Raw genomic sequence first — 19,552 nt, forward strand, 5'->3', positions numbered from 1 at the left:
TCGCCCCTTCCTGTTCACCGGGTCATGCAGTGGGCCTGTGTGCCGGGAAACTCACCATGTTGGCCATCATCCGGAAGGCGCCGGGAACCAGATGGTCGAGCTGGTAGTGCCACGAGAGGCTCGTGTAGAGGTAACTCCCTTTCCCGAAGCGCGCGAAGAGCATCCCCCCTTTGAGGACGTCGTGGCCCGGATCCCCGGTTGCCACCAGCGGGACGAACTCCGGAGCCCAGCTCATCGGGAAGTACAGACCCCGTTCCTTGACCCAGCCATCCCAATCGGACGGCCCGATGGCGTTGGGCCACCGGAAAAGCGGGTGGGCCGGCTCCAGGATCTCCACCGGGGCCGTCTCGTCCGTCACCCTCCAGCGGAAAGACGGCCGCCCGATCTCCAGACGGTAGGGCGGGGTACGCTCGGGGTCCCAGCCATCCTGGGGGCGGTGGAGCTGAACGACGAGGTGGCCCCCTGCCTGCACGTAGTCGAGAAGCCGGCGATTGGCGGCTCGCAGGTCGTCCCTCGCACCGTACGCGTAGAGCCCCACGACGATGGTATCGTAGGCCCCCAGATCTCCCGCTCGGAGCTCCTGGGGGCTCAGCAGGCGCACCGAGACCCCCATCCGGCGCAGGTGGTCGGGAACGCTGTCAAAACCGCCGGTCACGTATCCCACGCGGACGGGCGCGACTTGCCACGCAAACACCTGGACGCTCGCAACCGCGGGGCTCAGCAGGTGGGTACGCCCGACGTGTGGGTACTCCACGGCTTGCACCGTCGTGCCTTCCCCGGTGGACGCCCCCGCTCGCGCCGGCTCGGTACCGGGCGCCACCGACGCCCGCAAGGCCCAGCGGCCCGCGACGAGCCCGGGGCGGGGACGCAGCATGAAGGTGAGGCGGCGCACGTCCTGGCCCTCGAGCCCCACCCGGGCAACGTCGGGCTCGACGTCCCATCCGCCCGTCCATTGGTTCGATGGTGCAGGCTGCGGCGCACCCCTTGCGTCACCACGCTCGACGTTCAGGCGTACGGCCACCTCTCGTGGAGTACGGCCGTGGTGGCGCACGAGCACGTCGACGGAGAGGGCCGGTGGAGAACCGCCCGCCGTCACCGGTTGCAGGTTGAACAGATGCCGGTCCGGATCGAACGCGACAGAGACCTCCGGAAGGAGCGCGAGGGGCCGGGGCAACTCGACGGGGAGGCTCACGGGCGCGGCGCCACCCTCCTCGCCGTCGAGCTCGTAGTGCACGACGCCGCGGATCTCGGGCAGGTGGTACGGGTCGAAGTAAGGCCCGCCAGGCGGCGCGTGGACGCGAAACGCCCGCTCCGCGACCTGATGAGGGCCGACCGGCTGAGGCTCCTCCTGGCCGCCGGCAGGACAGGAACTCCACCCTGCCGGGAGCTGGAGCTCCAGGCGGACGTTGCGAAGCGTGCGCTGTCCCCCGTTGTACGCCCGCAAGCGCAGCGTCACGGCGTCGCCCGGCGTGAGCTCGTACGCGCTCGACTCGAGTTCGGCTACGAGCAGCGCCGCCACTGCGCTCAAGCGGGCCAACTGGCCCTCCTTCACCTTCAGGCGGAAGCGCAGGTCGGCGGCAAGCTCCCCGGGCAAGCGAGCCTCGAACGCCCGAGCGTCGCCGGCGGGACAGTGGGCCTCACGCGGTGCGTCCAGCCATCCAAGCAACGCCCGCACTTCGGCCAGCGCCCGATGGGTAGCCTCCAGCACCCGGGAACGATCCGGAAAGGCCCGCACGATCGCCTCGATCGCGCGGTGAATCCTCGTGAGCCGATCGGACACGGCCTCCGAGCCGGCGGGCAGCCCGCCCGCCAGATCGCCCACCGTCCAGGCGAGCCCGTCGAAGAGGGAGCGTTCGGCCGCCCTTGCACGCAGGAGCTGCCCGGTCGCATGCACGAGTTCCGCGTAAAAGAGCTGTGGCCCCGGCGCCGGGCGCCGCCCCATCCCCTGGGAACGATGCAGCCGCCGGGAGGCTTCACCCAGCTGCGCGTACGACAGGCCGAGCGCCTCGTCGAAACGGCCCAGATCGATCACGACGGTCGGCTCGCCGGGTTCGGTGGACAAGTAGACGTCGCCGGCCTCCATCGCCGGGTTGGCCGGAACGTACACCTTCTTCACCGTCCAGGGCCCGAGGCCGCCGGAAAGCTGCTCCGGGAAAGCCGCCGGATCCCCGGCAATGCGTGCAGCCTGTAGGGTCAGGCGGGTAATGGCCCGGTGATGCCCGTGTTGGCCGTACTCGTCCCGAAACGAGGTGACCACCACGTCCGGGCGCTCTTCGCGGATGACCCGAACGAGCCGCCGCAGGGTGTGCTCGGCGCCCCAGTGCTGCAGGGTCTCCTCGGGGCTGCGGGAAAAGCCGAAGTCGTAGATGGGATCGCCCCGCGTGTCGCCGAGGAAGCGCAGGCGCACGCCGAGCAGGCGCGACGCCTCCTCGAGCTCGCGAGTACGCAAGAGGCCCAGCAGCCGATCGCGCTCGGGGCCGATGAGGTTCTGGCCGCCTTCGCCCCGGGTGGCGATCACGCTGATCGTGCGCACGCCGAGCCCTCGGGAGGCCATCGCCAGCAACGCGCTCAGCTCGTCGTCAGGGTGGGCACCCACGTTCATGAGGCTCAGCACCGTGGTGAGAGGCCGGATGGCCTGTTCGAGCGCCAGGAGGCTCCTGTCCGGAGCTCCGGGCAGGCAGCCGAACGGCAGTCCGGGCTCCTGAGCCGCCGTCCACGTGTCTGTTGCGGCCAACGTTACCCCAACCTCCTCACGTCCAGCGCCCCCGCGGCCCACCGCTTGCCCTTCTCCCCGGCTTTCCACGCGGGTGCCTGAGCGAGCAGCTGCTCTTTCACCATGTCCGAGGCCAGCGCGCACGCCCCCATGAGCCCTGCCCGCTGCCCCAGCGCGGAGCGCAGCAAGACCGGCCGAAACGGTACCAATCGAGCGGCCTCGACCTCGACGAGGGGAAGGAGGGCAGCAAGATAGGGGCTGATGGGACCGCCGAGGAAGATCGCCTCCGGCGCCAGCACGGCGTACGTGTTGACCAGGGCCCGGGCGAGAAGGCGGGCTCGCTCTCGAAGAAGGGCCAGCGCTTCCTGCCTTCCGGCGGCCGCGTCGTCGAGGAGACGGCGTACGGCCGCCTCCACACCGGCGTCCACCGGCGGGCTCGGGCTCGCGGGCCCGCCGGAAGCCCCCAGGCGCGCATAATCCCGGGCCAGTGCCGGTAGGGCCACGCGGGACTCCAGGTTGCCGAAGCCGCCGGGCGTATCGGCCCAATCGGGGTCGAGCACCATGTACCCGATCTCCCCCGCCTGGTTGAGGCGGCCCCGATGGATCTGCCCATCGAGGATGATCCCCATGCCGACGCCGGTACCGATCGAGACGAACGCAAAGCTCCCGTAGCGGGCGCCGTCACCGAAGCGCCACTCGGCCAGGGCCGCCGCATTCACGTCGTTGTCGACCACGACGCGCAGGCCGAGTTGCTGTTCGAGCAAGTGCCTCACGGGCGTGCCGGCCCAGCCCACCACCGGCGCCAGGCTCACCTCGCCCGTTTCAGGGTCGGTCACGCCCGGGGCGGCTATCCCCACGCCCAGCAGCTCCGGGCGCTCTCGTGGGGCTCTTTCGACCATGGCCCGAACGGCGGCCACGAGGTGATGCACCGCTTCGGCCCCTCTGGCACTCTCCGGGAGGGAGAAGCGATCCTCCACCAGGGACGTCCCATCCAGCAGGAACAGGCCCATGGTGGCGGCCATACCGCCCAGGTCCACCGCCAGTACGCTCGCCCGGGCCGGGTGAAAGCGAAGGAGCATGGGGCGACGCCCGCCTCGGGAGGCGCCCTCGCCGCCCCACACGACGAGGCCCGACGCGAGGAGATCGGCCACGATCTCCGAGGTGGAGGGCATGCTGAGCCCGGCCAGGCGAGCCAGGTCTGCTCGAGAAACCGGCCCGTGGCGCTCGATGAGCTCGAGCACGACCCGGCGGTTGCTGGCCCGCACGTCGCCGCCGCGCACGACCGATCCGGCCAGATGGAGCCGGTGGCCGCTCAAGCGCCGTCCACCACGATCCGCTGGAAGCCCCCCGCTCGCCACGCCACGCCACGGCAACCCGCAGGTCAGGGCGTGACGCATCGATGTGTGAAAGGGAACTTTGTTCGGCTGCCTAAGTTTTGGGTCACCGGGAGATTAGCTGAAGTTGTGAATATTCCTTCTAAGACTCCGGCGAACGCATGGGAACCCGTGGACAACGCCGGTCGAAACGTACGGGTGACGTTGGTGGCGAGCGCCCTGGCCTCCGGCCTTGTCTTCCTGGGCGTGTCCATGACCCGGCCGCTCCTTCCTCTGTTGCTCCGGCAATGGGGTGCATCTGCTCCCACGGTGGGCGTCACGGCGAGCCTGTACGCGCTGTTGCCCCTCGTGCTCGCCATTCCGACGGGTTACTGGATCGACCACGTCGGGCCCAGGCGCGCGGCACTGCTCGGCAGCCTGGGCCTGGGGAGTGCGCTCGCGGTGGTGGCGGCGGCGCCGTCGGAGAGGGCGGTGGCGTTCTCTCAACTGCTGGCCGGGCAAGGGCAATTGGTCGTGGTGCTGGCGACACAGGCGGCTGTCGTTTCCGGGGCGTCGGGACGGCAGCTCGAGCGTAATGTGGGGCTGTTGCTCGTCTCGGCCGCGGTCGTGCGCATCCTCGGCCCCGCCATGGGTGGCGCCATCGCCTCACGGTGGGGAGTGCTGGCAGCTTTCGCAGCAGCGGGGGCAACGACCGGCCTGGCCGTGCTCCCTTCGTGCCTTCTCGAAAGCCGGACGCACGCCGGGCCGGCCGGGCCGGCCCGGCCGGCCCTCACAGCGATGGCCCGGGTAGCCGGGTGGCTGCGCCGTGAACCCGTCATGCAGGCCACCGTCGTCGTGACCCTCGGGGTGCTCTTGGGGGAATCGGTGCGACAGGTGTTCTTGCCGCTCGTGCTAGCCGGGCGCTCCTACGGGCCCGAGGTGGTCGGGGCGGTGGCCTCGGCCGCCGGGTTGGGCAGTATCGCGGCCAGACCGCTTCTCGGCGAGTTGGTACAGGCAGCGGGCGGGCGCTGGCGGCTGGCGGTTGCCACGCTCGCGGTGACCGCGCTTTGCGCGGCGTCGGTGCCCTGGCTGGAAGACCCGTGGGCGTTGGGGGTGGTCGCCCTCGTCTGGGGCGCTGCCTCCGGGCTGTGGCCCTCGCTCGCCACCGTGCTGCTGGCCGAGCGGTACCGCCGTGACGAGCAGGCGCTGGCCCTGAGCGTGCGGCTGACCGCAAACCAGCTCGCCGAACTCGCCGGGCCGGTCACAGCGGGGTTGATCGCGTCGCAGTGGGGGCTGGGCGCCGCCTTCTGGGCGACGGCGCTCGTCTGCGCGGGGCTGGTGCCCGGCATCACACGCTGGACGAACGGCAAGGACGAGGCCCGTCGCCGAGCATAGCACCCGCGCATCGGCGTCAGGGGATCCAGGTGCCCAAGGGGCGCACCAGGTGCACCAGCACGCTGGTGAGGCTCGGGAGCTCCACCCCCATGGCATTGGCCACCGCCAGGCCGATGCCCGCCAGCCAGAGCGCCACCGACGCTGTCAGCGCCGTCCACTCCCGCCGCGCCGCGAACTGCCGCACGTCGGAGACGGCCAGCGCACCCAACACGCACCCCAGCAGCACCGCCGTGCTCACCGTGGGGTCACCTCTTCCTCGGTGAGCCCGAAGCGCCGCACCTGGAATCGCACCCGGACCTCCACCGGGAGCCGGGCCAGGATGGTGCGCCACCGGGGCTCCAGCGCCTCCCAGAGATCCGGCCGCGACCGGTATACCTGCAGGCCGAATCCCACGGGGTCGGCGTGCAACTGCCCGTGAACCTTTCGAATGGTGTGCCGCACGTCGGCCGTGAGGAGCCGGACCACCTCTTGTTCGACGGCCCTGACGCCCGCGCCGCCCAGCGGCGTCGGGCAAAGGGTCTCCCCCAGCTGCCCTTCGGCCCGGATCTCCACGGTAAACCTCGGCAGCCCCGTCACCGGCGGACCGGGCGAGGGGGCTGCCGGCGCCATGGTCCCACCCACCTCCGGTCCCTGCAGTCTTCTCTCCACCCTCCATCGGACGACACGGATGGCCACCAGGCTCGGGCCCGGGCCACTACCCGGGGCCCGCGATCGACCCTTCGGGCATGCCACGCTGATCGTGAACGGGCGGCTGGCTCCCCTCAGCAGTTGCAGCGCCCGCGTTTCCTCTCCCGAAAGCCACCCCACCAGCCGGTCATCCTGGAAGATGGCCGTACCTTCCACCCGTGCCACGGCCGGCCACTCCCCGGCAGGCAGCGGCACCAGGCGCATGTCCGGCGCCAGCGGCTTTTCGGCAACGAAACCCGGCGCAACCGGGTCGATGCCCGGTTGCTCGTAGGCCGCCAGGAACTCATGCAGGCGCTGCGGGATCGCGGTCACCGCGGTGCGCCGGAGGATGTCCTCCAGCCGGGCCAGATGCTCCGGCGAGCCCGTGAAGGGCCCCGGAAGGTCGAGGAGACGGTAAGCCGGCATGCCTCTCGCCACCGCGAGCCAGGAGGTCCGGCGGAATTCCCGGTCGCGGGCGACGGACTCGAGCACCTGCCGCAACCCGCTCGCCGCGAGCCGCTCCCCCACCACGATGAGCCGCAGGTGAGCCCAGAAAGGTTGGCGGGGGCTCACCTCCTCGAGGCGTTCCCGGGCTTCGACCAGGCTGGGTCCGGTGGCCCCGGTGATCCAGGCCGTGGGCCCTCGAGGGCCGAAAGTCGTGCGGGCAAAGGGTATCGTACCGCCGGAGGCTCCGCCGCCCGCCCCGCCACCCCCTATCCCGGAGGCGGCCGTGGGCTGGGGAATGGAGAAGGCCCCTGTCAACAGGATGCCATTGCCGTCCGGAGCACGGTCCACCGCCATCGCCGTCGCCACCGCGAGGCTTTCGATCTCGCGGTGATCCCAGCACCCGGATGCCGCCAGCGAAAGCAGCGCCAGAAAGAGCATCGCTTCCCAGCGTCGCCTCCGGCGACCCATACGGTCACCTCCTCGACCTCCCGGGACTGCCGGGCCGGCGCCACCACGTCGCCGCTACCCAGACGGCAGTCGGTACCCACACGAGCCCGATCATGTACGGCGCCAGCACCCGCACCTCGCTGAACTGTTTCAATTCCTTGAGGTCACCGGCCAGCACCATGGCTCCCACGATGACCAGCAGCGCCATCGGACGCACCAGCCGGCGGTGGTCGCCGAGACCGAGCAGTTCGGAGAGGCCCAACAGCGCCGAGTGCAGGAAAAGTCCCGCCGCGGATAGCAAGCTGAGTCCCCAGGCGCCCACGGCAAGCGCATCCACCCGCTGGATGAACTCCCCGATCAGGACGAGCTGGGCCGCGCTCAGCAGTGGAAACTGCGTCTCCGCCGCCACCTCCTCGGACATCACGCTCACCACGAGCACGACGAGGAGAGCGCCCAGGCCGCTCGCAGCGGCAACGCCCGCCATGAGCGCCCTCCTGCTCCTCGGATGGTCGAGCACGGACGGCGCGACGGCCGGATAGAAGAAGACCTGAGTGTGCCACGCAGACGCCGCCAGCACCCCGCTGAGAAGCCCTCGCCAGCCGCTTTGCAGGACCGGCTGGAGTCTGGCCAGCTCGATCTGGGGCGCGAGCAGGAGGCCAATCGCCACGACGGCGATCACGACGACAGTCCCCAGGATGGAAATGACCCTCCCGACCGTGGGGCTGTCCTGGAAGGCGATAACGGCGGCCGCAAGGCCGGTGACGGCCACCACCACGACCAGCGGGGTCCTCGGCAACACCGCGCTCACGACGACCTCGCTGTAGTCTCGTACGACGAGGGTCGTGCGGTGCAGGTAGGACCAGACGAACAACACCGTGACCAGACCGCCGGCCCATTTGCCGAGCGGCTTTCGCAGCTGCTCGGCCAACCCGGCACCGGGCATGACACTCGGACCGTAACTGAACGCCCACGCCAGGCCCATCCCCACCGGTATGCTGGCGATGAGGGCGATCCAGGCGTCTCGCCCTGCACGCGTCGCCGTCAGGATCGGCATGAGCGCCAGCAGGTTGGTGAGCCGCGTCGTGAGGGCAAACCAGAACACCTGGGAACTGGTCAGACCATCGCCCGGCCGCCGGTAGCCGGGACGGCCCGCGGGTGCATCCATGAGGCTCAAGAGCCGTGATCCCCTCGCGGCAGCCGGCTCCGCATGAGCTCCTTCGGCATCAGCCATCCGGGGCGCCGGCGCATCGCCCACCACGGCAGGCGCAACCCCACGTCTTTCCAGTCCTGCAGGTGCAGCGGTGCCACCGGTGCCAGGTACGGTACCCCGAACGAACGCAGGGCACACAGGTGCACCAGGAGCAGCACCGCCACCGCCTGCATGCCGAACAGCCCGAGCAGCGCCCCACTCATGGTGAACACGAATCGCGTCACCCTGGCGGCGAGGGCCAGGGAAAAGACGGGCGTCGCGAAGGAGGCGATGGCCGTCATCGCTACCACGATGACCATGGCGGGACTGACCAGGTTGGCGCTGATCGCCGCCTGGCCGAGTACGAGCGCCCCTACGATGCTGATGGCGGGCCCCACGACCCTGGGAAGGCGAAGGCCCGCTTCCCGCAGGATTTCGAATTGGACCTCCATGATCAGAGCCTCGGCGATGGCCGGAAACGGCACACCTTCGCGGGCCGCCGCGATGGAGAGGAAGAGATGGGTCGGCAGGAGCTCCTGGTGATAGGTGAGCAGGGCTACGTAAAGACCGGGGAGCACCAGCGAGATGATCAGCGCGAGAAAACGCAGGCCCCGCATCCCGACGCTCAAGACGGCACGCTCGTAGTAGTCTTCGGAGACTCCCAGCAACTGGGTGAGGACCACAGGGCCAACCAGCGCGAAAGGCGAGCCGTCCACCAGGATCGCGAAGTGACCCTCGAGGAGATTGCCCACCACCACGTCCGGCCGCTCGGTGCGCAGTGTCTGCGGGAAAGGTGAAAACGGCTGATCCTCGATGAACTCCTCGATGTAGCCGGACTCCAGCACTCCGTCGATCTGGATCCGACCCAGCCGAGAACGCACCGTGTCGAGGATGGCCGGGTTGATGAGATCTTCGATGTAAACCAGCGCGACCCGCGTCGCGGTCCGGGAGCCGACTCTCTTCTCCTCGAACCGCAACCCGGGGTGGCGGAGGCGGGACCGGATCAAGGCCATGGACGAGCCGATCTGCTCGTTGAACCCCTCCCTCGGCACGCGCACGCCGCTTTCGGCATCCGGCTCCTCGACCACGCGGCCGGGCCGTGCCGCGGTATCGGCCGCCCACAGGCGCTCTTCGGGATCGACGAGGATGGTCCAGCCGTCGAGCAGCCTGCCGGTGGCTTCGTCGACGCCGTCGACGGGCGTCACGGCAGGGACGTAGACGGCGGGCAAGGACGCTCGGGGGGTGGCGCCGCCCGGCGCAGCGCGCCCCTGGGTGCTGGACGCCGGGCCGGCCGCTGGCCCGTACCCGTCGCTCCGCAGCAGCGGGCCGACGATGTGCTGCGCTACGGCGGTGGCGTCCACCATGCTGTCGAGGAACAGCACCCAGTAACGAGCGGCTGCGCTCGGAGCTCCATCGGTGGGCGCGCGGTCGACGGCACGTACGACCAGGTCAGGGGGCTCGGCCAGGCGCGCTCGGACGGTCTGGACGATGCCGGGTTCCGTCGGACTGCCGGCTGCCGGGGCGCCGCCAGGAAGGCGCGTGGCCGGCGCTCCCCAGAAGGGCGGACCACCCGGCGCCGCCCGTATCCATCGCAGGAGCCACGTCAACGCGTTGGTGCGGCCCGTGTCCCTCACCTGCCCGCCCACCGGTACGGCGCCGGGCCCGGGATGCCGTACCAGGTCCGTACGGACATGCACAGCTTTCCCGCAGGCTGGCGTTTTCTCTCGTTGAGGGATTTGGAAGGACAGCGGGATTCACGCGCCTGCCCGACGAGCAGCTATGAGGGCCGGAGCCAGTCATGGCTCTGGAGCCGGTCGTAGATCTCCAGGTGCGCCTGTGTCACCGTGGCGACACCGAACCTCGAGCGTGCCCGGGCGGCCGTGCGAGCCAGGGGAGCCAGACAGGAGGGGTCCTTCACGATCCGGGCGAGCAGCGCCGCCAGCTCATCCGGACGCTCCGGATCGAAGAGCCACCCGGTACGACCGTGCTCGACCAGCTCCGGCAACGCGCCACGCCGTGCTGCTACCACCGGGACCCCATGCGCGTACGCTTCGACCACGACCCTCCCAAAGGGCTCGTGCCACAGGGAGGGCACCACCAGGACATCGATCTGTGCGAGCAGCCATCCGGGCTGCACGAAGCCGACAAACCGCACGCCCGTGGAAGGGCAGAGTCGTTGTAGCCGCCGCAGATACTCCGGGCTTCCCCTGCCGGCGATCCACGCTTCCCAGCCCGGCACACCGACTGCGTGCAGAGCACGCAGCAACACCTCCACCCCCTTGGCAGGCTCCAGCCGTCCGAGGAAACCGAAACGGACGGGACGGTCCTGTCCCGCGAGCGGTGGCCGCTCTGGTCCATCCACGGGCCCCTCGTCCGCGTTGGGGACCACCTCCCGGATGGAGGCGCCGGGGAAGTACCCGAGCCATTCATGAAGCCTCAGGAGAAAGTCACTCGTGGCCACCACGGCGTCGACCGCGGCGGAGGCCCTCCTCCTGCCCCACGCGTACACCCGGCAATCGGGGCAGGGTCGTGCGCAGGCCCGCCCGTGCCGGTACATCGTGTTGCGGGGGCAGAGCAGGTAGTAGTCCCGCGGTGTGTGCACCACCGGGATCCCCAGGCGCTTCACGGCTTCCCAGGCGGCCACCGAGAAGCCCGCGAGGTTTTGGGTGTGCACCACGTCGGGCCGGGTGGCCTCGACAATCCGGGCAAGGCGGCGGGCCATCACCGGATTCCAGGTATCGAGGCCATGCCAGGCCAGTTTCCGATGGGCGGGCCTCCTGCCCGGGTCGAACGGCCAGTAGGCATTGAACAGGGGTATCCGGTGGACTGTCACCCCCTCCTCCTCGGTCGTCACGCGGCCGGGGGTTGAGCTGGCAGCGGCGACGTGGACGTCATGGCCGGCCCCGGCGAGCCCTCGAGCGAGCAGCCGTACGGAGCGTTCAGCACCCCCCACCGTGGGGGGAGGATAGAGGGTATTGACCAGGAGCACTCTCATGGCGAATTCCCATCACTTCGTGGTAGAGCGTCACGGTCTTTCGGGCCACGTGAGACCAGGTGTACTCCCGTGTAACGAGCGCATGCGCAGCCTCGGCCAACTGCTGGCGCCGCACGGGATGCTCCTGGAGCTCGAGAATGGCCCTCGCCAGGGCGTTCGGGTCACCGGCCGGCACGAGCAGGCCGGTCTGCCCGTCTCGCACCACTTCAGGCAGTCCCCCCACGTCGGTGGCCACGACCGCCCTCCGCATCGCCATGGCCTCGAGCGCGGCCAGGCTCACCGCTTCCATCAGGGAGGGCAGGACCACGACGTGGGCCATCGCGTACACGCGAGGCATCTCCATGTGGGGGACGTTGCCGAGGTCGACCACGTATCCCGCCTCTGTCAAGGGTTGCAGGACGGTCATGACCTGTCGCGCATATCGCGGGTCGGTATTGAATGCCGAGGCCGACCCCGCGAAGACGAAGCGCCAGCGGACGTCAGGTCGCTGCTGCACCAACAGTCGAGCGGCCAGGGCGAAATAGAGGACCCCGTTCTTCTCGACCATGCGACGCGGGCACAAGACGACCGCATCACCGTCCACGGGCCGCAGCGGACGGACGGAGGGGCTGAAGACCTCCGGGTCCACGCCGTTGGGAATGTACCGCAACAGGTGCGGCGGGAAATGCCATAGGGCCCTGGACTGTGCCTCGATCTCCCGGCTCACCGCTATCACCGCTCGCACGCCGGAGTAGAGCAGCCTTGCCGCCATCCGACCCGAGCGCGTGCGGGCATCCACGAGAAAAGCGGAACTGTGGTTGGTCCAGACCCAGGGGACCCCATGTACCCTGGAAAACCACGCGGCGCCCATGGAGGAGTCCCGGTAGTCGTGCTGGTGGACGATCAGGGGCCGTCCTGCCTCGTGCAATCGCCGTAGCCCCCGCACGACCGCTCGGGCCCGTTGCCACAGCCTGTGATAACGGGACCCCCCCGAAGGGTAGCGGAGCCTGACTACAGGGGGTGACATGGATGGCTCCCACTCCAGCCGCGGTTCGCTCCGGCTGGCATCGCCCACGGGCTGGAGGACCATGACTTCGTGTCCGAGGGCCTCGATGGCCCTGGCGAGGTGGTAGACGTGGGCCGCGATCCCGCCGATGTTGGGCAGGTAGTCTGTGGAAAGCATCACGACCCGCGGCGCCCGCGCGGTCGCGCCCTGGCGCTCCAATCAGCTCCCCCCTTCCCTCGCCGTCGCGCGTTTGTCGGCTCCGGCGCCGAAAGGAAGCATCCCCCGCCGCCGGAGGATGGTGAGCATGGCCAGCGTCACGAAGGCTTCGGTGGAGGTGACGGCCACCGCCATCCCCGCCGGCCCGTGGGAGGGGGCCAGCACCCACGCCAGCAGCACGTTGACGACTCCGGCAGCGGCCACCGTGAGCGTGAAGCTGCGCTCCAGCCCCAGCGGTATCATCCACTGCGTGCCGAGCACGTTGTTGGCGGCGGAGAGGGGCATGAGGAGCGCCAGTATGCGTACTACCGGTATGGCGGGCTCATATCCCGGCCCGAAGAGGAGGCGAACCAGCACGGGAGCCAGTACGATGACGCCGGCGGCCATCAGGCATCCTGCAGCGGCCATGGCGACGAGACTCAGGCGCGCGAGACGATGCGCACGGGTGCGATCCTCGGAGACGAGATGGCTGATGTGCGGAAACAACGCCTGGCTCAGCGGCCCGAAGAGGCCGAGGGCAGCACGCACCACTTTGTCTGCCGCGGCATAAAACCCGACCAGCGAAAACGGGACCAGGAGCCCCAGCGGCAGCGTGTTGAGCGTCGTGTAGAGGTTGTTGGTGAGCCGCAGCAAGAACAGTACCGACCCTGCCTTCAACGCCTTCCGGGTGCCCTCCAGGGTGGGCGTCCGCCAGGACAGATCCCGGTACATGAGCGCCGTCGTGACGACCGTGACCACCGCCGACGTGACAGCCTGCAGGGCCAGCACGACAGGGCCGTCTGCCGGTGCGCGGACGGCGAGAAAGATAGCGCCGGCCGCGACCACTCGGCCGGCGAAATCGAGGGCCGCGGGTACCTGGAGCTGTTCGCGGCCCTGGAAGTACCACAGCGGGTTGAATCCCTGGAACACGGCCGCGCCCACGGCCCATACCAGGTAAGCCGTACCGCCGTGGAAGCTGGGAATCCACCGCGGCCCGGCGAGCGAGAGCGCCAGGACGGGCACCACCAGCACGAGCTTGGAGCCGAGCACTTCCGCCGCGATACGACTCAAGGCGGCGGGGGAGGCCCGAAGCTGCGCGACCTCCCGTGTGGCGGAAAGCCCGAATCCGTACTCGAGCAGCAACGCGATCCAGAAGCTGAAGGCCTGGTAGAAGGCGAGCCGGCCAAAGCTCTCCGGCCCAAGCACCCGGGTCAGGTAAGGCAGGGTAACGAGTGGCACGACGTAGGTCGCAAAGCGTACGGCGTAGAGCGCGGTAGCGTTCCTGACCACCGGATGGGACAGCGACCGAAGGAGCAGGCCTCCGTACCTTCCGTATCCTCCCTCGCCGAGCCGGCCGGCCGCCGGATCTGCCGTGCGGGAGCCACCCTCCCCACGCCGAGCGGGAACCGGGCAGGCTGCTCCTGGGGTCACGCCCGTACCCACGCCTCTTCCGGCAGCCCCCAGAGCATCCCGGTCAACAGCCACATATAAGGGAAGACGAAGTCTGGAACCGCCGCGCTCTGCAACAACACCACCGTCAGCAGGGTGAGGGCGAGAATGGGGGCGCCCCGGGTTAGACCCCGCCAGGCGGCCCACGCCATACTCCCGTACAGTATCGCGAAACCCGCGATCCCGAGGTTGGCCAGGGTATTGGACGCCAGGTCCTTGGTGCGCAGCGTACCGGCACCCCAGCCCAGCAGCGGGCGCTGCAGCCACAGCTTGAGCCCTCCGAAGAGCGCTGACTTGCGTTCCTCACCCGAGTCGGTGGAGCCCTTCTGTACCCCCTTGCGGGCGAGTGCATCGACAATCTCCCGGCCTACGCTCCGGTGTTGCCGGTAGGCCGGCCCTTGCCGGGGCGCGAGAGCCTGCCGCTCCCCTCCTGCCGCCTGAGGCGTGACGGCGGCTGTGAGGCCTGGCGCGGCCAGCAGCAGGGCCGCTCCGACCATGGCGGTCCCCGTCCACAGGATGGCCCGCCTTGGCCTGCTCGGCGGCACGAGGGCCGACCCGGCGAGCGCCAGCACACCGCCCACCCCCAGCCCGAGCATGCCGGTCGTGGAAAAAGAGGCCATGGCCGAGACGACCAGGGCAGCGGTCAGCCACGGGTTAGCCCACGCAGCGCTCAGGAGAGCGGTCGGCACCATGAACATGGCGTACATCGACGGCTCGGGGAACGTGCTGTTGACCTGCTTGAGCGGGCCTGCCATGGCCCCGGCCACCATGGCGAAGGTCGGGTTGTCGTTGAAAAGCCGCGGATACCCCCACCCCAGGTAATGGCTCACCAGCTGGATGCCTCCCCATGCGGCGGCCGCCACAGCTCCCCAGAGCCACGGGCCAGCCACTGCCCGAACGAGAACCCCGGCGCGCCGGGCACCGTCACTCGAAACGCCGAAACCCCGGGGCCACAGCCCGGCGCACGCCCGGGTCTCTCGGTACGCCACGGCCGCCACCAGTACCATGGCGTAAAGGTACAGAAGGTGGAAGAGGCGCTTGCCTGGGTCGAGCAGCTCGACCCCCCTGGGCACGCCCCCCGCGCCACCCTCCGACAGTGCCCTGGCCGGCCCGGCGCCCAGCTCCCACCCCAGGGTTACCGTCGCCACCCACGCTGCGACGAGCCACGCAAGCCGGCGTCTGTCGCCGTCCGTAGCCAGACCGGGATGCTTCCCCGTGCCCTGCGGCCTGGCTCTCACCCGGCCCCACAGCCACTCCCCCACGGCCCGCAAGAGGTACAGCGCCGCGAACCATTGGTACGGCTGCACGCCATAGTCGAACCGCTGGACGATGACGACGGCGGTGGAGGGAAAGGCCGCCCCGAAGAGCAGGCCTGCGAAGATCGCGCGACTGCCGCGCCAAAACAGCACGACCCCTGCCAGCAGGAAGAAGAGGCCGGCCGGCGTCACGACCATGGTCGGTTGCACCATCCCGTGTAAAGCGGGCGCCGGGTCAGCTCCTATATCCTTTCGTGGCCCCGCGGGGCAATGCGTCGTCCGTGCCGGCCGGCGAGGGCGACTGCGTGGTGCGCCGGCTATTCGCAGGGCCGGCCCGCCCGTGCGGCGACCGCGGCCTGCCTCCTTCTCCCGACCTGCCGCCCGACGGCGAAGTACGTGAATCCCAGCGACTCCATCGCTTCACCGTCGAGGCAGTTTCGCCCGTCGAAGATGACCCAGGGACGCTCCATCGCTCGGCGTACCGCCGCCCAGTCCGCCTCGCGAAACTCTTGCCACTCCGTGGCCACCACCACCGCCTGCGCACCCGCGACCGCCTCGGCGAGCGTCGCCGTGCGCCTGGCCCCGGGCCCCAGCACCTGCTCCGCCTCCTGGGAGAGCCGGGCTACCGGGTCGTACGCCCGCACCTCGGCCCCTGCCCCCGCCAGCATCCGGGCAATCTCCACTCCCGGCGACTCCCGGGTGTCGTCGGTGCCCGGCTTGAACGACAGGCCCAGCACCGCCACGCTCCGCCCGGCCAGCCCTCCCAGCGCCTCGTGCAGCCGCTGTACGACCCGGATCCGCTGGCGACGGTTGACCTCGATGACTGCCGTGAGGAGCTCGAAGGAGTACCCGTTGAGGGCCGCCGTGAAGTCGAGCGCCCGCGTGTCCTTCGGGAAACACGAGCCGCCGTAGCCGATGCCCGCCTGCAGGAAGTGCGACCCGAGACGTGGATCCATCCCGACCCCCCGGGCGACGTCGTCGATGTGGGCGCCGACCAGTTCGCACACGTTGGCGATCTCGTTGATGAACGAGATCTTGGTGGCCAGCAGCGCGTTGGAGGCGTACTTGACCATCTCGGCGCTGGTGATGTCCGTCATCAGAAGCGGTGCCCCCAGGTGCCGGTAAAGCTCGGCCACCCGCTCGCCCGCCCCGGGCTCCGCGGCCCCCACGACGACCCGGTCGGGGTGCAGCCAGTCATCCACCGCCTTGCCTTCCCGCAAGAACTCGGGGTTGCTCACGTAAGCGAGATCCCGCCCGGCCGGCTCCAGGTACGCCCGCACGAGCTCGAGCCCCGTGCCCGGCGGGACGGTGCTCTTCATGGCGACGACGGTACCGGGGCGGGCCGTGGCCGCGACCTCCCTGACCGCCTGGCGCACCTGGGTGAGATCGGTCTGCCCCGAAGGGCCCGAGGGGGTGCCGACTGCGATGAGCACCACGTCGCAAGGGGGAAGAGATCCTGCCGACTCGACGAACGTCATCCGGGCGGCGACGGAGTCCAACCACTCCTGCAGGCCCGGCTCGTAGAACGGCACCCGGCCCTCCCGCAGCGCCGCAAGCTTCGCCGGGTCGGCCTCCGCCACGGCCGTGTCGTGGCCGGCCGCCGCCAGCCCCACCGCCGCCACGAGCCCGACGTAACCTGCCCCGACCACACCCACGTGCATCGTGCTGCAACCCCCTATGCAAGCCTACGCCCCGGCCAGCTCGTCAAGGGCCCGGCGCAGCTCGGCCGCGGCCTTGTCCCACGTGAACAGCCGGGCCCGGGCCACCCCCTTGCTGCCCAGCGCCGAGCGCAGCTGCGCCGAATCCAGCAATCTCCGGACGGCGTCTGCGATGGCCTCGGGGTCGTGAGGATCGACCAGGATGGCCGCGTCCCCGGCCACCTCGGGCATCGGCCCCGTGGCCGACGTCACCACCGGCACGCCGCACGCCATGGCCTCGAGGACCGGCAGCCCGAACCCCTCGTACAGCGAGGGGTAGACGAAAAGCCGGGCCCCGGCGTAAAGCGCCGGCAGGTCCGCGTCGTCCACGTACCCGATGAACCGCACCCGGGAGAGCGAGTTCGCCGGGCCCGGCTCGCTCGCCTGCGGGACCCGGAAAGCCCGGTGAGCCGCCCCGGCTACAACCAGTTCGACGCCCTCGTACGCCTTCTGGATGCTTCGCCACGCCTGGAGCACCCTCGCCAGGTTCTTCCTCGGATCATGAGAGGCGACCATGAGCACGTACGCCTCGGGCAGCCCCAGCCGCCGCCGCACGGTCTGGATGGCCTCTTCCTCCTGCGGGGCGAACCGCTCGTCCACACCGTTGGGCACCACCCGCACCCGCTCAGGTGGCAGGCCGAAGCGCTCCACCAGCCGGCCCTTCGAGAACTCCGACACGGTGAGAACGGCCTCTACCCGGCGCACCAGGCGGGGCCAAAAGATGGCATACCACCGGGCAAACGCGCCGCTGAACCATTCGGGGTGTTCCACGGCGGCGAGGTCGTGGATGGTGACCACCTGGCGGGCCACGGCGAGCGGGCCGGTGTTGGCCGGGCTCCAGAGGAGGTCGCGGCGGGAAAGGCGCGCCGGCAGTACGGCCTGTTCCCAGAGATGGCCGGGCAGGCCTTCGGCAGCCACGCCGGGAGCGACGAGCCGGACTTGCGGCCCGAGGCGCCGGGTGAGTTCCCGGGCGTAGCGCTGGACACCCGTCACGCGCTGGCGTAGGAACCGGCCGTTGACGGCGATCACAGGGCGGCGGCTCCAGCTGCGGGAGGACCGGCCTCCCCAGAACCGGACTCCGAAGCGGGCTCCAGGTGGATGGTGGTGATGCACGTCGGCGAGCCGGCGCGGGTGGAGAGCGTCCCCGAGCCCTGGCGGCCCAGCTGCTGCGACCGTATGGTGAGCTCCAGCTCCCGGTCCCTGGGCAGCCACAGTTCGAAAAAGCCGTTGGGGAGCGTCGTGACGGTGCCCCGGAAGACCGTCTCTCCGGCCAGCGTGCGGGCCGTCACCTCGAAGCGCCGTCCCGGCAGTTCGCCCTGGCAGCTGGAAAGGACGTGGTTGTAGCAGGGGTGGGTGCGGCTGACGAAGGGGGCCACCGCGACGTACATCCGATCCGGCGGCAGCGGCACCGCCGCCTCCTGGCCGTCGCTCCACCGGACCCGTAGCGCCTGAGAGGTGATGGAGCTCTCCACCGGCTTGCCTTCCGCCCGCCACCGGTTGGCAAGGGCCACCGCCTGCACCGGGTCGAGCCGGGCAAAGGCCCTTGCCTCGGACGACGGCGAAGGCCCGCCCAGCCTCCAGACGGCAAACCCGCTCAGCCCCAGAGCCAGTACCGCTCCGACGCCCAGGGTCCATGCACGCCGGCGGGCGCCCGGCCTCTCGTCGTGCTCTCCGCGAGTGCCTCTGCGTTCCGATGCTGGGTCGTCCATCCAACATACCCCCCGTGAGATGGGCGTCGTGCCTGGGGCCATGATACCAGGCGTCCGCCCCACCGGGGGGAGGGAACCTCGCCCTATCCTGCGTCAAGCGTGCGGTTTGCGTCTGTCAACGCTCGAACCACAGGAGCACGAGCAGGCCGATGAGGATGCGGTACCAGCCGAAGGGGCGCAGGTCGTGGGTCGCGACGTAACGCAACAGCCACCCGACGGCCACGAACGCGCTGGCGAAGGCCACCACGAGCCCGACGCCCAGGAGCAGCAGGTCACCGGCGCCGAGCCCCGAGAGGCTCGTGGCAAGCTCGAAGAGGGTGGCAAGCCCGAGCGTGGGAATGGACAGGTAGAAGGAAAACGCTGTGGCCGTGGTACGGTCGAGGCCCGACAGGAGCCCGCCCACGATGGAGGCCGCCGACCGGGAGACCCCCGGGACGAGCGACAGGGTTTGCGCCAGCCCCACCACCAGGGCCTGGCGGGTACTCACCGCGCGCAGCTCGTGCACCTGCTCGGCGTGACGCCTCCTCTCCACCAGCAGCAGGGCGATGCCGCCCGCGAAGAGCGAGACCGCCACCACGACCGGCGAGAAGAGGACGGCCTTGATCCACCGGTGCAGCAAGACGCCTACGACCGCCGCCGGCACGAAGGCCACGACCACGTTGAACCACAGCCGCCGCACGCCGGTGTCGCTGGCCAGCGTGCGCAGCTGTCGGCTCAAGTCTTCCCGGTAGAACCAGACCACCGCCAGGACGGCGCCCAGCTGGATGAAGATCTCGAAGGTGGCTGCCAGCGGCCCGCCGAAGCGCAGGATATCCCCCGCCAGGATCAGATGGCCCGTCGACGAGATGGGCAGAAACTCCGTGACCCCCTCCACCAACCCCATGACGGCGGCCTTGACGATGGACTCCACGACCCCACCCCACTCCTCACTCCCCGGCCCGAAGCGGGCAACGCCGGATGCGATTCGCCGTCAGGTCACCCCATCCTGCGCCGACCTCACCCCGGCTCGCCGGAACGGGTGCGCCTGACCCTGCGCCCCGGGAAGGTCTCGCAGCCGTGGTAAACTGAATGGGCGTTCCGCTCGCCGGGGGCCGCA

The 19,552-nt window shown here is 70.2% G+C and carries 15 protein-coding genes; 1 reads left to right on the forward strand and 14 read right to left on the reverse strand.

The features are described from left to right. Positions 1-22: 22 nt before the first annotated feature. Together U7230_RS07885 and U7230_RS07890 are read right to left on the reverse strand one after the other, a co-directional pair. Positions 23-2,734 (reverse strand): PIG-L family deacetylase, encoded by a 2,712-nt coding sequence (locus U7230_RS07885; protein ID WP_324715303.1) that lies wholly within the window; start codon positions 2,732-2,734, stop codon positions 23-25. Positions 2,735-2,736: 2 nt separating this feature from the next. After that, positions 2,737-4,029: an ROK family transcriptional regulator gene (locus U7230_RS07890; protein WP_324715304.1), complete on the reverse strand. Its 1,293-nt coding sequence runs from the start codon at positions 4,027-4,029 to the stop codon at positions 2,737-2,739. Positions 4,030-4,218: 189 nt separating this feature from the next. Here U7230_RS07890 and U7230_RS07895 point away from each other — a divergent pair, with 189 nt between their 5' ends. Then, positions 4,219-5,421 (forward strand): MFS transporter, encoded by a 1,203-nt coding sequence (locus U7230_RS07895; RefSeq protein ID WP_324715305.1) that lies wholly within the window; start codon positions 4,219-4,221, stop codon positions 5,419-5,421. A 16-nt stretch (positions 5,422-5,437) separates the two neighbouring features. On the opposite strand, the gene U7230_RS07900 is transcribed toward U7230_RS07895, so the two are convergent. The 12 genes from U7230_RS07900 to U7230_RS07955 all read right to left on the reverse strand — a co-directional run bounded on the left by U7230_RS07900 (position 5,438) and on the right by U7230_RS07955 (position 19,366). Continuing rightward, positions 5,438-5,659 carry a hypothetical protein gene (locus U7230_RS07900; protein ID WP_324715306.1) on the reverse strand — a complete coding sequence of 74 codons (222 nt, stop codon included), beginning with the start codon at positions 5,657-5,659 and terminating at the stop codon, positions 5,438-5,440. After that, positions 5,656-7,002, reverse strand: coding sequence for a Ger(x)C family spore germination protein (locus tag U7230_RS07905; RefSeq protein ID WP_324715307.1), 1,347 nt, complete (start codon positions 7,000-7,002; stop codon positions 5,656-5,658). Before U7230_RS07905 ends, U7230_RS07900 begins: the two co-directional genes overlap by 4 nt. Before the next feature lie 4 nt (positions 7,003-7,006). Beyond that, a complete protein-coding gene (locus U7230_RS07910; protein WP_324718212.1) occupies positions 7,007-8,146 on the reverse strand; it encodes a GerAB/ArcD/ProY family transporter in 1,140 nt (379 codons plus the stop codon). A gap of 5 nt (positions 8,147-8,151) precedes the next feature. After that, a complete protein-coding gene (locus U7230_RS07915; RefSeq protein ID WP_324715308.1) occupies positions 8,152-9,804 on the reverse strand; it encodes a spore germination protein in 1,653 nt (550 codons plus the stop codon). Positions 9,805-9,947: 143 nt separating this feature from the next. Beyond that, positions 9,948-11,165 (reverse strand): glycosyltransferase family 4 protein, encoded by a 1,218-nt coding sequence (locus tag U7230_RS07920; RefSeq protein ID WP_324715309.1) that lies wholly within the window; start codon positions 11,163-11,165, stop codon positions 9,948-9,950. Continuing rightward, the gene (locus tag U7230_RS07925) at positions 11,110-12,369 is read right to left on the reverse strand and encodes a glycosyltransferase family 4 protein (protein ID WP_324715310.1); all 1,260 of its coding nucleotides are present in this window, start codon (positions 12,367-12,369) and stop codon (positions 11,110-11,112) included. Before U7230_RS07925 ends, U7230_RS07920 begins: the two co-directional genes overlap by 56 nt. Next, complete coding sequence (locus U7230_RS07930) at positions 12,370-13,635, reverse strand: flippase (RefSeq protein ID WP_324715311.1); 1,266 nt, start codon at positions 13,633-13,635, stop codon at positions 12,370-12,372. A gap of 137 nt (positions 13,636-13,772) precedes the next feature. Then, a complete protein-coding gene (locus tag U7230_RS07935; RefSeq protein WP_324715312.1) occupies positions 13,773-15,248 on the reverse strand; it encodes a hypothetical protein in 1,476 nt (491 codons plus the stop codon). 119 nt (positions 15,249-15,367) lie between these two features. Next, positions 15,368-16,711 carry a UDP-glucose dehydrogenase family protein gene (locus U7230_RS07940; protein ID WP_324715313.1) on the reverse strand — a complete coding sequence of 448 codons (1,344 nt, stop codon included), beginning with the start codon at positions 16,709-16,711 and terminating at the stop codon, positions 15,368-15,370. A 24-nt stretch (positions 16,712-16,735) separates the two neighbouring features. Then, the gene (locus U7230_RS07945; protein WP_324715314.1) at positions 16,736-17,776 is read right to left on the reverse strand and encodes a glycosyltransferase family 4 protein; all 1,041 of its coding nucleotides are present in this window, start codon (positions 17,774-17,776) and stop codon (positions 16,736-16,738) included. Next, positions 17,773-18,456, reverse strand: coding sequence for a CueP family metal-binding protein (locus tag U7230_RS07950; RefSeq protein WP_324715315.1), 684 nt, complete (start codon positions 18,454-18,456; stop codon positions 17,773-17,775). The genes U7230_RS07945 and U7230_RS07950 overlap by 4 nt, the downstream gene beginning before the upstream one ends. Before the next feature lie 115 nt (positions 18,457-18,571). Beyond that, a complete protein-coding gene (locus tag U7230_RS07955; protein ID WP_324715316.1) occupies positions 18,572-19,366 on the reverse strand; it encodes an undecaprenyl-diphosphate phosphatase in 795 nt (264 codons plus the stop codon). Between the last annotated feature and the right edge of the window lie 186 nt (positions 19,367-19,552).

Origin of the sequence: Limnochorda sp. L945t (assembly GCF_035593305.1) — a bacterium.
GTDB lineage: Bacteria > Bacillota > Limnochordia > Limnochordales > Geochordaceae > Carboxydichorda > Carboxydichorda subterranea.